Raw genomic sequence first — 12,600 nt, forward strand, 5'->3', positions numbered from 1 at the left:
TCACCTGAGGTGGTGCTGGGGGGAAGCGAGGATCGCCCGCGCGACGGCGGTGATGGCCCCGTTGAACGTGGCGTCGACCTTGGCGGTCGCCGGCACGCCGGCCACGCCGAGGATCAGGTTCTTCTCCCGCGCGCTCAGCTTCTGACCCACCAGCCGCTGGGAGAGTGCGTCCACGTACGCCCCGGCGGTGGCCGGCGGCTTGGCGACCAGCTTCTCCGGGGCCGTGTACGTGAAGGTGGTGCGGTAGCCGGCGATGATCTCGCCCGCCTCGTTCCAGCCGTTGACCATGGTGCCGGCCGACGTCCAGGCGACGTAGACGTCCGGGTAGCCGTCCGGGGTGGGCTGACCCATCGGCGAGTGGCCCAGCTCGCGCAGCTTGTCGTGGATCTGCCGCAGGCCCCGGGCGTACGGGGTGCGCTTGTTGTCACCGTTGTTGTGCTTCGGCGACGCTTCCGGCGAGACGCCCAGGACGCGGTACGTGGCGACCAGGTACTCCATCGGCCGACGCACCTTCTGGCCCACGCCAGCCCAGAACTCGGAGGAGCAGAACAGCGCCATCAGCACCGGCTTGATCATGCCCTTGTTGGTCGTGTACGTCTTGGCCAGCCGATCCACAAGGGACTTCGGTGGGGTGTCCGAGACGAACCGTGTCGCCAGGCTCTGCGCGACGTACTTCGCGGTCGACGGGTGCAGCGCGATGTAGGTGATGTACGCGTCGATCGCCGCGTCGGCCTTCTTCGGGTCCGCCGAGTTGTTCGCGTGGCTGAAGCCGAGGATCTTCACCTTGCCGACGTAGTGCTGCTCGGGCTTGAAGACGTACTTGCCGTCCCGGTCGACGCCGCGGCCCGTCTGCAGCATGGCCGCCTGCCGGACGTCCTGCTCCTCGTAACCACCGTCGACGCCGACCGAGTAGAGCTCGAGGTTCTCCCGGGCGAGGTTCTCGTTGATCGCGTCCTTGCGGGAGTCCTTCTGGTTCAGGTAGATCAGCAGCGCGGGGTGCTTGTTCGCGGCGACCAGCATCTCCGGGTAGCTGCCCAACGCGTGCTTGCGCACGACGTCCTGGTCGAACGAGTTGCGGTACACCTCACCGCCGTCGAAGTCGGCGGCGACGTGCAGGAAGTCGTTCCAGAAGTCGACCATCACCTCGAACAGCTGGCGGTTCGACCAGATCTGCCGGGCGATGGTGGCGTCGACCATCTCGCGCTCCGGCTGGGCGCCCTGGTCGTTGAGCTGGTCCCGCTGGGCACGCAACTGCTGCGTGTCGAGCTTCAGGGTGGGCAGCTCGGTAAGCTTCAGCTCGGCCTTGCTCGGCTCGATCTTCTCCGGAGCCAGCTGGGCGCGGATCCAGGCGTCGATGCCCTGCCTCTTGATGTCGGCGATCACCGCGGGCGTCGGCCCGAAGGTGGCGCGCCGGGCCAGGTGCAGGATCGGGTCCTTGGCCAGCACGGTCTTGACGGTCACCTGGGTCGCCGCCGCGGCGGCGGCCGGACCGGACAGGGTCCGTCCACTGGTCGGCGCGTTCTTCTTCAGCGCCTCGCCGGCCCGGGAGCCCATGTAGCTCTCGTTCTGCTCGGTGTAGGTGCGCACCGTGCTGGGCTGCTGGCCGCTGGGCCGCGCGGCGGTGCCGTCGGTCACCGTGCTGCCGGTCGCGTCGCCGGCCACGGCCTCGTCGCCGAACAGGCCACGGAGCTGCGGGGTCATGGCGAGCGCGGCGCCACCGGCGACGACGGCAGCGGTGCCGCCGAGGGCGACCATGGCCTTGCGCCGGCCGACCTTGCGACCGGACTCGTCGTCATCGTCCAGGGTGGGGAGTCCAGTGCCGGCCGGCCGCGTCGGCGCCGGACGACCGAGACCCTCCGGGCCGACCCACTGCGGGCCGCGCGGGGCGGGGGCGGGGTGTCCGGCGTGCGCGTACCCGTCGCCGTACTGCTCGCGTGGGTCGGCCTGGGCGGGGTAGCCACCCTGGTAGGGGTGGGGCGTGTCGTACCCGTAGGGCGCGGACGCGCTGGGGTCGCCGTAGCCGTCCGCGCCGTGGTGCTGGCGTCCGTCCCAACCGCGGTCGTCCCGTGGTCGACGTGGTGGCACATTCTGGTCAGCCATGTACCAATCCCGATTTCTGATGAGCGCCGGAAGCTGCGACCGGGCAGGTGCGGCAGGTGCGGCGACTGTTGCCTGAGGGGGTTGCTACGGCAAGGTAACCAAGGCCCCAGGTGCCTTCAAGGTGGGCTGAACACCCTCCTGCGGGCACTTAAGACAGCGCTCAGTGCGACATCGGAGGCAGGCGGCGGGCCCGAGGCATCCATGGACCTTCCCAGCAGGGCGTACGCGTGGCAGCCGGGTACGGATCGGACCACGACGCCGTACGCGACACTTTCCACGCCGTACACCCCCACAGGCAAACTTAAGGTTGGGGTAAGCCGGACATGAGGTGCCCTCGCGTCGAGGAAAAGTAGCGGCAGCAGGCGAGCGTGAGCCGCCACCACAGCGGGTATGCCGCCGAACCGCTGAACGCGTGAGGGGAAGGCAGCGCCATGCTCAGCAAAGAGGATCAGCGCAGGTTCGACCAGATCACCCGTCAGCTCCGGGAAAGTGACCCGGCCTTCTTCGCCCGGCTGGACCACCGGGTCCGGGCCCGGAGGGGCCGCTACCTGATGTTGTTGACCATCGTGCTGTGGGCGTCGCTGCCGGCGATAGCCGTGTTCGCCGGTCGGCTGACCGGTGCGATCTGCGCGGTGGTGCTGGTGGCCAACGCCGCGATCATGTGGCGGTTCCGCCGCCGCTGGACGTGACGGCTCACCGATCGGCCGGGCCGAACGCCCGGTACGCGCGGCGCAGGCGTTCGAGCAGTCCCGGCCCGCCAATCGCCGGCGCTGGCGCTCCCAACTGGCGCAGCAGCAGATCGGGGCCGGTCACCAGTCGGGGCGGCCGATCGGGCAACGGCACCGGCGGCAACCAGAACCGGTCCGCCGACTCGGCCAGTGGGGTCGCCGACAGCCCGGCGAGCGCACGGGCCGCACCGAGGGGCGCTGCAATGTCCACTTCGGACGCGATTTCGTCCGAAGTGGACGGTGCAGCGACCGGGGCAGGTGGCGGAGCGGCACCGGTGGCCTCGGCCCGCCGGGCGCGAAGCTCGTCGAGCAGCTCGGCACGGGATCGGCCGCGCCAGTGCAGCAGCTCGAACGGGTCCGCGTCGAACGCCTCGGCCAGCAGGTAGAACGTCGCCGCGAGGTGTTTGCACGGCACCGCGAAGTCGGGGCAGTTGCACCGCTGGGTCAGCTCGTCCACCCCGGCCGGGAAGAGCGGCGCGCCAGCGGCGACGAACAACTCCTCCAACTCGTCGGGAAGGTCCCCGGCGAGCAGGCGGGCGCTGAAGAACGCCTGCCCGGCCAGCTCCGCCTCGATGCGGGACCAGAGCGCGGCCGGGAACGGCTGCAACGCGATGGACACCTGGTACGGCTGCGGCCGGGAACCCTGCACCACCGCGCTGACCCGTCCGGGTGCGATGTCGAGCGTGAGCACCTGACCGGCCCGCGCGTACGACCGGCCGCGGGTCAGCCGGGTGCCGAGCGCGAACGACTCCAGCACCTCCAGGAAACGCCGGGACCACCAGGACCGGCCGATCGCGCCCCGGGCGCTGCGCGCCCGCAGCCCCCCGTCGACGCGGCGGGGACGCCCGTAGTCGGCGAAACGGTCGGTGCTCATCACTCGACCACCGCGCCGGCCTCCAGGGCGAACAGGTCACGCAACTGGCCGGTGGACAACTCGGTGATCCACTGCTCGCCGGTGCCGACCACCCGTTCGGCCAGGCTGCGCTTGTCGGCGATCATCGCGGCCACCTTCTCCTCCACCGTTCCGGCGCAAACGAACTTGCGGACCTGCACCCGTCGGCTCTGCCCGATCCGGAACGCCCGGTCGGTGGCCTGGTCCTCCACCGCCGGGTTCCACCACCGGTCCACGTGCACCACATGATTCGCGGCGGTCAGCGTGAGCCCGGTGCCACCGGCCTTGAGGGAGAGGACGAACAGCGGCGGACCCTCCGCCGACTGGAAGCGCTGCACCATGGCGTCCCGCTCGGCCTTGCCGACGCCGCCGTGCAGGAACAGCACCTCCCGGCCGAACCGCGCCGACAGGTGACCGCGCAGCATCGCGCCGAACTCGGCGTACTGCGTGAACAGCAGAGCCCGCTCCCCCGCCGCCAGCACCTCCTCCACGATCTCGGTCAGGCGGGCCAACTTGCCCGACCGGCCCTCCAGCGGCGAACCGTCGCGCAGCAGCTGGGCCGGGTGGTTGCAGACCTGCTTGAGCCGGGTCATGGTGGCCAGCACCAGACCGCGTCGTTCGATGCCGTCGCTGGTCTCGATCCGGGCGAGCATGTCGTCGACCACCACCCGGTACAGGGCGGCCTGCTCGGCGGTGAGGTTGCAGAGCACCTCCATCTCGAGCTTCTCCGGCAGGTCCGAGATGATCGACGAGTCGGTTTTGAGTCGGCGCAACACGAACGGGCCAGTGATCCGGCGTAACCGCTCGGCGGCCTCGGCGTCGCCATGCCGCTCGATCGGCTCGGCGAACCGTTTGCGGAACGTCGCGGCCGGCCCCAACAGGCCCGGGTTGGCGAACTGCATGATCGACCAGAGGTCGGCGAGCCGGTTCTCCACAGGCGTACCGGTCACCGCCACCCGCTGCCGGGCGGGCAGGGCGCGGACCGCCTCGGCCTGCCGGGTCGACGCGTTCTTGATCGCCTGCGCCTCGTCCACCACCACCCGGTGCCAGTCGATGCCGGCCAGGTCGGCGGCATCGCGGGCAGCCACCGAGTAGGTGGTGAGCACCAGGTCCGCGCCGTGCGCGGCCGCGGTGAACTCCGCTCCCCGCGCCCGCTCCGCACCATGGTGTACGTGCACACGCAACCCCGGCGTGAACCGCGCTGCCTCCCGCTGCCAGTTGCCGACCAGCGACATCGGACAGACCAGCAGGGTCGGTCCGGCCTCTGCCGGGTCCCCGGCGAGCAGCGCGAGCAACTGCACCGTCTTGCCCAACCCCATGTCGTCGGCGAGCACGCCACCCAGGCCGAGCGAGCGCAGGAAGGCCAGCCAGGCCAACCCGCGCTGCTGGTACGGCCGCAGCGTCCCCCGGAATCCCGGCGGCGGGTCCAGCGGGGTGAGCCGTCGCTCGACCGCACCGGCCAGCAGGTCGCCCAGTGCCCCGTCGGCGGTCACCTCCAGCACCGGCAGCGCCCCGGTGGCCTCGCCGTCGGCCAGCCCGAGGCGGAGCAGGTCGACGACGGTCAGCTCACCTGCGGAGCGGAGCAGGCGCAGACCCGCGGCGAGCCGCCCCGGATCCAACTCGACCCACCGGCCGCGTAGGCGCACCAGCGGCGTCTTCATCTCGGCCAGCGCCGCCAACTCCTCGGCGGACAGCGGCTGGTCACCGAGCGCGATCTCCCAGCGGTAGTCGACCAGGGCGTCCAGACCAACACCCGCGTCGGTGCCACCCACCGTGCCCGGCGCGGTGCGACTGCGGGCCCGCAACCGGGCCCCGAGCCGCGCCGACGGACGCTGCCACCAGGAGGGCAGCAGCACCCCGAAACCGGCCGCGTGCAGCACCGGAGCACCCTCACTGAGGAAGCGGTGCGCTCCCTCGACGTCCAGTTTCATCGCCTCGGGGGCGGCGGTACGCAGCGCGGCATCCAGGTCCGGCCAGAGCCGGCTGGCCCGGCCCAGCTCGGCGAGCAACGTCTCCTGTGGGCTGGCCGTACGGCCGGCCAGCCCGGAGAGCGTCTGTGGCGCCCGCCAGACCTGCCCGGCGTCGACGTGCAGACCCGGTTCGTCAGCCGCCTGCAACCCGAATTCGAGCCGCCAACGCCCACCACCGACCGTCTCGACCGGCACCGGGGCAGTGTCGGCCTCCGGATTGGTGCCGGCCTGCGCGTTGGTGCCAGCCGGCACCGGGGCAGTGTCGGCCTCCGGATTGGTGCCGGCCTGCGCGTTGGTGCCGGCCGGCATCGGGCGGGTGGCCAGGATCGGCTCGGTGACCTCGTCGGGGGCTGGTTCCACCAGCCGGAAACTTGCCCGCACCGGACCGCCGGCGGCGTCGCGCTGCCAGGCGTCCAGTTCGGCGCGAAGGGTGGCCAACGCGGCTGGGTCGACGGTGAAGTCGCGCTGGGGGCCGGCGAGCGCGGCCAACCAGGCCGGCGCCGGACCACCGGGCCGCAGCCCCCGGGCCAGCGTGGTGGTCGCCAGAGCAGCCCGCGCGGCGGCGTCGGTCAGCGCGTCGAGGGCATCCGCGACCAGCGCGGCGGCGGTCAGCTCGACCCCGCCATCACCGGTGGCCACAGAGGCGGTGCTCGCCGGGACGGTAGCGGCTGAGGCGGTGGCCGCCGGGACCGTAGTCGCTGACGCAGTGGCCGCCGGGACCGTAGTCGCTGAGGCGGTGGCTGCTGCGGCGGTGTTCGGCGTGGTCCGCACACCGGCGGCGGCCGGCGCGGCAGCGGCGGCTCGGGCGGCTGGTGGCAGGGCCAGCGCGAGCGACCGCGCCCAACCGGCGTCGGTGCCGGTCAGCAGCGGACGCCAGACCGCCCGCGCCGGCACCGTGGCGGCAGCACCCACCGGCCCCGTGGCGGCAGCCCCCGGCGGCGCCGGTTCGCCGGCGCCTGGCGGCACCGGGGCGGCAGCGCCGGGCAGGTGGGAATCCGCAGTCGTGCTGACGCCGGGGAGCACGCGGCCACGGGTCACCAGGTCGGCGGCGAAGTCAGCCAGTTCGGCGAGGTGACGCAGGGTCGCCCCGGCCACTGCCGGGAGTTCTTCCAGGTTGCGCAGCAGCGGCAGCGCGTCGTCCGGGGCGTACACCAGCACGGGCACCCGCCACCCGGCCAGGGTGAGCCGGCCGCGGGCCGGAGGTGCGACGGCGGTCCGGATCAGCTCGGGTGAGTCGGTCGGCGCGCCCGCCCGGGTGGGCAGGGTGAGTAGCACGGTGTCCGGGCGGGCCGGTTCGGCGGCGTCGGCGAGGACGGCGGCCAGGTCGGCGTGCCCGGCGGCGAAGGGGTGCGAGCGCACCCGGGGCGGCCGGCCGGGGCGGGCCGGCGGGGGCGGCGCGGCGCTGTCCTCGGCCCAGACGGCGAGGCCGGCGGTCGAGCCGTCGCCGGGCAGCCACAGCCCGTGGATGACCAGCACCTGCTCCCCCTCGTCGCCGCCCGCGCCCAGGATAGGCGGCCCCGACGGGCAACGATCCGCGCCCACGCCCCGCCCCTGACCCAAACCGCCAAGCCTTCCCGCGATCTTGCAGTTCGTGTTGGCGTTTCCGGCCCTATGTGCCTTATGTCGGGGCAGAAAGTGCGGACCGACCCGGGTTAGCGTCTGTCCCCATGGTCGACCTTCTGGTGCTCGGCGGACTTGGGGTGGATGTGCGGGTCAGGGTGCCGGCGCTGCCGCTACCGGCCGCCGACTCGCACACCGTCGAACCCATCGCGCTGCGCGTCGGCAACACCGGCGCCGGGGTGACGTTGGCTGGCCGGGCGCTCGGCCTGCGGGTACGGGTGGTGGACACCCTTGGCGTGGACCCGGCCGGCGATCTGGTCCGGGCGGCGCTCGCCAGGGCCGGGGTGCCGGCGGTGCTGGCCGAGGACCGGGGTGGCACCCGGCGGTCGGTGAACCTGGTGGACCCGGGCGGGCAACGCACGTCGCTCTACGATCCGCGCCCGTGGCGGGGCAGCCCACCGTTCTCGCCGACGGAGATGGCCGAGTTGGTCCGGGGCGCCCGGCACGTACACCTCTCGATCATGGATTGGTTGGTGCCGCTGCTGCCCACCGTGCGGGCCGCCCTCCCGGCGGGCGTGGGGCTCTCCACGGACCTGCACGACTGGAACGGGGAGAACCCCTACCACCGGCCGTTCGCCGAGGTCGCAGACCTGGTCCTGGTGAGCGGCGTACGGCTGGCCGAACGGGCCGCGTCACTCGCCGGCACGATGGCACCCCGGACGGTGGTGGTCACCCGGGGCGCGGACGGCGCAGAGCTCTACCCGGGTGACGGCACGCAGGTGCCGGTGCCACCCGTCGCCCCGCCGGGACCGGTGATCGACAGCAACGGAGCAGACGACGCCTTCGCGGCCGGGCTGATCGCCGGTCGGCTGCGTGGCCAGCCGCTGGCGGAGGCGGCCCGGTACGCGGCGCGGGTTGCCGCTGCGGCCTGCACGCACGACGGCATGGAGTACCCGCCGGGTCTGTTGCCCACGGCGTGAGGGCGTGGCGTGACGCCGTCGGCTCAGAGCGCGCCGGACTCGCCGTCGGTCAACTCCCGCAGGATGTCGGCGTGACCGGCGTGCCGAGCCGTCTCCTCGATCATGTGCACCAGGATCCAGCGCAGCGACACCTCACCGAGTTGCGGGTGCGGCACCACGTGGTCGAGGTCGAAGCTCGCGGCGGCGGCCCGGGACCGCGCACAGGCCCGCTCGTACGCCTCGGTGAGCCCGGCGATGGTGTCCTGCTCGCCGAGCGTGAAGCTCGCCACCGCGTCCTCGTCGGAGGTCAGGTAGACGTCGCCGGGCTCGGGGGCCAGCAGGGTCGGAAACCAGTTCCGCTCGACCAGGGTCAGGTGCTTCACCAGCCCGGCGAGCGTGGTGGCCGAGGGCACCAGCCGCCGGCCGGCGTCGGCGTCGGAGAGACCACGCAGCTTGCGCAGCAGCACAGCACGGTGGAAGTCGAGGAACGACTCCAGCACAGCACGTTCGTCGCCGGTGCGGGCGAGCACCGGCCCCAGCGTCGGATCGATCGTCTGCTCCATCTGCCGACCCTAGCCACGGCCCGGGTCTCGCGCTGCCCCGCTATCCGCTGCGCGCGGCCGGCCCGACGGGCAGGATGGGCGCATGGCTTCATCCGTGCAGATCCTTCTCGTCGGCGGCACGGCGGACGGGCAGACCATCACCGTCGAACTGGACAGCAACGGCCGTCCACCGCTGACCCACCATCACGTCGGTCCGGGTGGGCTGGCCGAGGCGCAGATCTACGAGTTGGAGACCGCCCGCGAAGAGGCCCGCGAGTGGCACTACCGGTGGACCGGTCCCGCGGTGTGAACGCCCGCTCAGACCCGGGTGAGGGCCTGGGCGCGCAGGCCCTCCAGGACGCCACGGGTGACCTCCGAGGTGCCGCGCGCCTGCTCGCACACCTCCGCCACCCGCCGGGCGGTGGCCTCGGCGCGCTGCTCCCGCTCGTCCCACAGCCGGTCGACCTCGGCCAGTAGCGGCCCCTCGACCTCCCGCTCCACGCCACGCAGTGCCGGCACGCCGAGCCGCTGGGCCAGGTCGAAGACCTTGCCCGCGTACGGCAGGGGGAGGAACGGTGTACCGACCATCGCCGCGAAGATCAGGAAGTGCAGGCGCATGCCGACGGCCAGGTCGAAGTGGCGCATCAGCCCGAGTACCTGCTGTGGGGAGTAGGTGCCGTGCAGGATTCGACCCCGGTCAGCGGCGACCATGTGGGAGAGCACCCCGTGGGCGTGCCGGATGTCGTCGCGTTCCATCGGTACGAACAGCACGTACGCGTCGATCCGGTGCACCAGGAAGTCACCGATCTGGGCGAGCAACCGGTGGTAACCGTCCACGTCGAGCCGTTCGGCGGCCCGCCCCGGCTCCCGCACGCTTATCCCGACCAGCCGCTTACCGACCGGCACGCCCTCCTCGGCCAGCAGGTGGGCCGGGAAGTCCTCCGGCTGCAACAGGAACGCCGGGTCCGCGGTGACGGTGATCGGGTTGAGCAGACCAGCCTCCTCCAGCACCATTCGGGACTCCTGGTCACGAACCGTCACCTGGGTCGCACCGGCGAGCGTCTCCCGGACCATGCCGGTGTCCACCGCGTCGCTGAGCGGCCCGACCCCCACCGCGTACGTGATCAGGGGCAGGCCACGCTCCTGAGCGACCCGGACGACCCGCAGGTAACGGCGGGCCTCCCGGTCGTAGAGGATGCCGCCGCCGCCCAGGATGAGCAGGTCGAGCTGGGCGAGGACCAGGGCGGAGTCGGTGCGGCTGACACCCTCCCAGGGCACCGCCTCGACGTCCGGGTGGGCGGCCCTGGTGTGCTCCGGGTTGCGGGAGAAGACGATGATCCGGGCATTCGGCTCCTGCATGCGCAGATCGGTGAGCAGGCCGGTGAGGATCGCCTCGTCGCCGAGGTTCCGCCCACCGTACGAGCCGAGCACACCGATGGTCAGTCCGGCACCGTGCGTCATCCGTCGCTCCTCCCCAGGTGCGGTCCGCGCCGGTTTCCCGCTGGGCAGGTGAACAGTCCTGTAGGGGAACCGTCCTGGATCTGCGCCGGCTCAGCCCGCCGGGTCGATCCGCTTCGCCATCTGCTGCGAGGTGACCTCGAAGCCCAGACTGCGGTAGAGCCCGATCGCCACGGTGTTCGTACCGAAGACGTTGAGACCCAGCTCGGGCACCTCACGCTGGGCGAGTTCGGCCTCGATGAGCTGGATCATCCGGCGTGCGTAGCCGCGTCCCCGGTGCTCCGGGTGCACCTCGATGTTGTGGATCCAGGCCTGGCGCGGGGCGGCCGCCGTCGGCAGGGTCACCCAGATCCAGCCAACCTCGGTGTCGCCGACCCGCCCCACCCGCAGCAGCGCCCCCTCGGTCGTTGCGCCCGCCGGCAGCGATTCCCGGATCTGGCTGGCCGACCGCTCGCGGGCCGCCTCCGGGGTGAAACCTCGGTGGACCACCAGGTCCTCCGCGTACCCCTCTTCCAGCGAGACCAGCAGCCGGACCAGCTCCTGCTCCGTCATCGGCGTCAACGTCAACGTCATGGCGCCCTCCCCCTTTCGTGGTTGCCACGGCGTAGTGCAGCAGACCCAACCCGGACACGCCACCGGGTTCCATTGCTCACCCGTGATCAGGAGGTCTGCGTCACGACACGCCGGGACCGATGACGCCAACCTCTTGATCACCGCACGGGGTGGGTGGCGGGTATTGGACTTGGGGGTGGGAGGGAGGGGTCCGTTTGCCGCCAGACGGGGAGGGCGGGCGGCCACATGATCATTGGCATGACGACGACACTCAACGACAAGGTCGCCCTGGTGACCGGGGGCTCCCGGGGCATCGGGGCCGGCATCGCACTGCGCCTGGCCGAGGACGGGGCCGACGTGGCGCTGACCTACCGGCAGGACGCGGAGCGGGCCAGGGCCGTGGTGAAGCAGATCGAAGCCCTGGGCCGACGGGCGCTGGCCATTCAGGCCGACGGCGCCGACCCGACCGCCGTACGGGGTGCGGTCGACCGGGCGGCCGCCGACCTGGGTCGGCTGGACATCCTGGTGAACAATGCGGCGGTCTTCCTGGTCGGCGGAATGGACGAGCTCGATTCGGCAGACGTGGAACAGACGATCGCAGTGAACATCCGGGCACCGTACGTCGCCGTGCAGGCGGCGCTGCGGCACCTGGGCGACGGCGGACGGATCATCAGCATCGGCAGCAACGTCGGTGAACGGGCGGTCTTTCCCGGGTTGACGCTCTACTCGATGAGCAAGACCGCTCTGGTCGGGATGACCCGGGGCCTGGCCCGCGAGCTGGGCCCACGGGACATCACCGTCAACCTGGTGAACCCGGGGCCCACGGACACGGACGCCAACCCGGCGGACGGACCGAACGCAGCGGCCATCAGCGGATTCACTGCCGTCGGCCGCTACGCTCGCCCCGCCGACATCGCGGCAACCGTCGCGCACCTGGCCAGCCCCGAGGCCGGCTACGTGACCGGCGCCGTGATCAATGTGGACGGTGGCTTCACCAGTTGAGAAACCCGGGCGGCGTCGCCACCACATCCGGCGCCGCCCGGCCTCCACCCTCTCCCGGCCGGTGGGTGGCTCGATGCCTGGCGAGGCAGGTCGCCCAGCGCACCCAGTTGACCGGCGCGTAGCTCGCCCGCCCCTCCAGCTCGGCGGCGTCAGCCGTCCCGGTCCAGCACCGGGCGTACGGCATCGACGAACGAGATCCGGCGGCTGGTCCGTACCTCGATCGCCGCGAGCCAGCGTTCCCGGTGCCGGTCGCGCAGCGACACCGCCGCATCGCCCAGCCCGTCGCCGAACCGGCGCTGGTCGGCGTACTCGGTGGTGAGGCTGGTCAGCACCGACCGGGCCGCCGACGCGACGTCCTCCGGGCCCTCCAGCAACACCAGGTTGTACGCCTCATCGACGGCGCGCATCGCCGCGTACGCGTCGTCGTAGCCAGGCACCGGGTCACCCCCGCCGGCTTCGAGCCACCGCCGGTCCAACTGCCGGTACGCCTGATCGCAGGCGCCCAGGAATCCCACGTAGGCGTTCCGCCGCAGCTCGTCCCGGCGCGTCGCTCGCCGCTCGACGCTGTCCTGACGGGCGACGGTGAGCTGGTGGGCCAACTGCCGACGGGTGCTGAGCGCACCGACCAGCCCGGTCAGGGCGGCAGCGGCCAACGTGGACAGCGAGGTGATCAGCGCGACGGCGACGGTGTCCTGCACCCGCCCATCATGACGCTTGCGCCGAGCGGGCCTGCCTTCCCCTTCGATCGTTGGCAGTTGGGCAACTCGACACGCCGGGCGCTCCCCTGCTGAGCTGCCAGCGATCGCTGCCGTGGATCATGGGGTGACTCTGCAGCCT

At 72.2% G+C, this 12,600-nt stretch carries 11 protein-coding genes; 4 read left to right on the plus strand and 7 right to left on the minus strand.

Going from position 1 to position 12,600, the window contains the following annotated elements:
- Complete coding sequence (locus tag JOD64_RS06695) at positions 1-2,100, minus strand: DUF1800 domain-containing protein (protein ID WP_204941441.1); 2,100 nt, start codon at positions 2,098-2,100, stop codon at positions 1-3.
- Positions 2,101-2,531: 431 nt separating this feature from the next.
- Between JOD64_RS06695 and JOD64_RS06700 the strand changes: the two genes are divergently transcribed.
- Positions 2,532-2,789, plus strand: a complete 258-nt coding sequence (locus JOD64_RS06700; RefSeq protein ID WP_110565672.1) for a DUF3040 domain-containing protein — start codon at positions 2,532-2,534, stop codon at positions 2,787-2,789.
- Between the two features lie 4 nt (positions 2,790-2,793).
- On the opposite strand, the gene JOD64_RS06705 is transcribed toward JOD64_RS06700, so the two are convergent.
- Together JOD64_RS06705 and JOD64_RS06710 are read right to left on the minus strand one after the other, a co-directional pair.
- On the minus strand, positions 2,794-3,702 hold the full coding sequence (locus JOD64_RS06705; RefSeq protein ID WP_204941442.1) for an SWIM zinc finger family protein: 909 nt from the start codon (positions 3,700-3,702) through the stop codon (positions 2,794-2,796).
- Positions 3,702-7,166 (minus strand): DEAD/DEAH box helicase, encoded by a 3,465-nt coding sequence (locus JOD64_RS06710; protein WP_204945939.1) that lies wholly within the window; start codon positions 7,164-7,166, stop codon positions 3,702-3,704. The genes JOD64_RS06705 and JOD64_RS06710 overlap by 1 nt, the downstream gene beginning before the upstream one ends.
- Positions 7,167-7,357: 191 nt before the next feature.
- On the opposite strand from JOD64_RS06710, the gene JOD64_RS06715 reads away from it, so the two are divergent.
- The gene (locus tag JOD64_RS06715; RefSeq protein WP_204941443.1) at positions 7,358-8,230 is read left to right on the plus strand and encodes a carbohydrate kinase family protein; all 873 of its coding nucleotides are present in this window, start codon (positions 7,358-7,360) and stop codon (positions 8,228-8,230) included.
- Between the two features lie 23 nt (positions 8,231-8,253).
- On the opposite strand, the gene JOD64_RS06720 is transcribed toward JOD64_RS06715, so the two are convergent.
- Positions 8,254-8,772 (minus strand): DinB family protein, encoded by a 519-nt coding sequence (locus tag JOD64_RS06720; RefSeq protein ID WP_204941444.1) that lies wholly within the window; start codon positions 8,770-8,772, stop codon positions 8,254-8,256.
- A gap of 82 nt (positions 8,773-8,854) precedes the next feature.
- On the opposite strand from JOD64_RS06720, the gene JOD64_RS06725 reads away from it, so the two are divergent.
- Positions 8,855-9,061 (plus strand): DUF8847 domain-containing protein, encoded by a 207-nt coding sequence (locus JOD64_RS06725; RefSeq protein ID WP_204941445.1) that lies wholly within the window; start codon positions 8,855-8,857, stop codon positions 9,059-9,061.
- Between the two features lie 8 nt (positions 9,062-9,069).
- Here the strand turns inward: JOD64_RS06725 and JOD64_RS06730 are convergent, their stop codons facing one another.
- Together JOD64_RS06730 and JOD64_RS06735 are read right to left on the minus strand one after the other, a co-directional pair.
- Entirely contained in the window at positions 9,070-10,212 is a 1,143-nt protein-coding gene (locus JOD64_RS06730) for a polysaccharide pyruvyl transferase family protein (protein ID WP_204941446.1), read from the minus strand.
- Between the two features lie 90 nt (positions 10,213-10,302).
- Entirely contained in the window at positions 10,303-10,782 is a 480-nt protein-coding gene (locus JOD64_RS06735; RefSeq protein ID WP_204941447.1) for a GNAT family N-acetyltransferase, read from the minus strand.
- A 237-nt stretch (positions 10,783-11,019) separates the two neighbouring features.
- Between JOD64_RS06735 and JOD64_RS06740 the strand changes: the two genes are divergently transcribed.
- Positions 11,020-11,763, plus strand: a complete 744-nt coding sequence (locus JOD64_RS06740) for an SDR family NAD(P)-dependent oxidoreductase (RefSeq protein WP_204941448.1) — start codon at positions 11,020-11,022, stop codon at positions 11,761-11,763.
- Between the two features lie 149 nt (positions 11,764-11,912).
- On the opposite strand, the gene JOD64_RS06745 is transcribed toward JOD64_RS06740, so the two are convergent.
- The gene (locus JOD64_RS06745) at positions 11,913-12,461 is read right to left on the minus strand and encodes a hypothetical protein (protein WP_204941449.1); all 549 of its coding nucleotides are present in this window, start codon (positions 12,459-12,461) and stop codon (positions 11,913-11,915) included.
- Positions 12,462-12,600 lie beyond the last annotated feature (139 nt).

Source organism: Micromonospora luteifusca (genome assembly GCF_016907275.1).
GTDB lineage: Bacteria > Actinomycetota > Actinomycetes > Mycobacteriales > Micromonosporaceae > Micromonospora > Micromonospora luteifusca.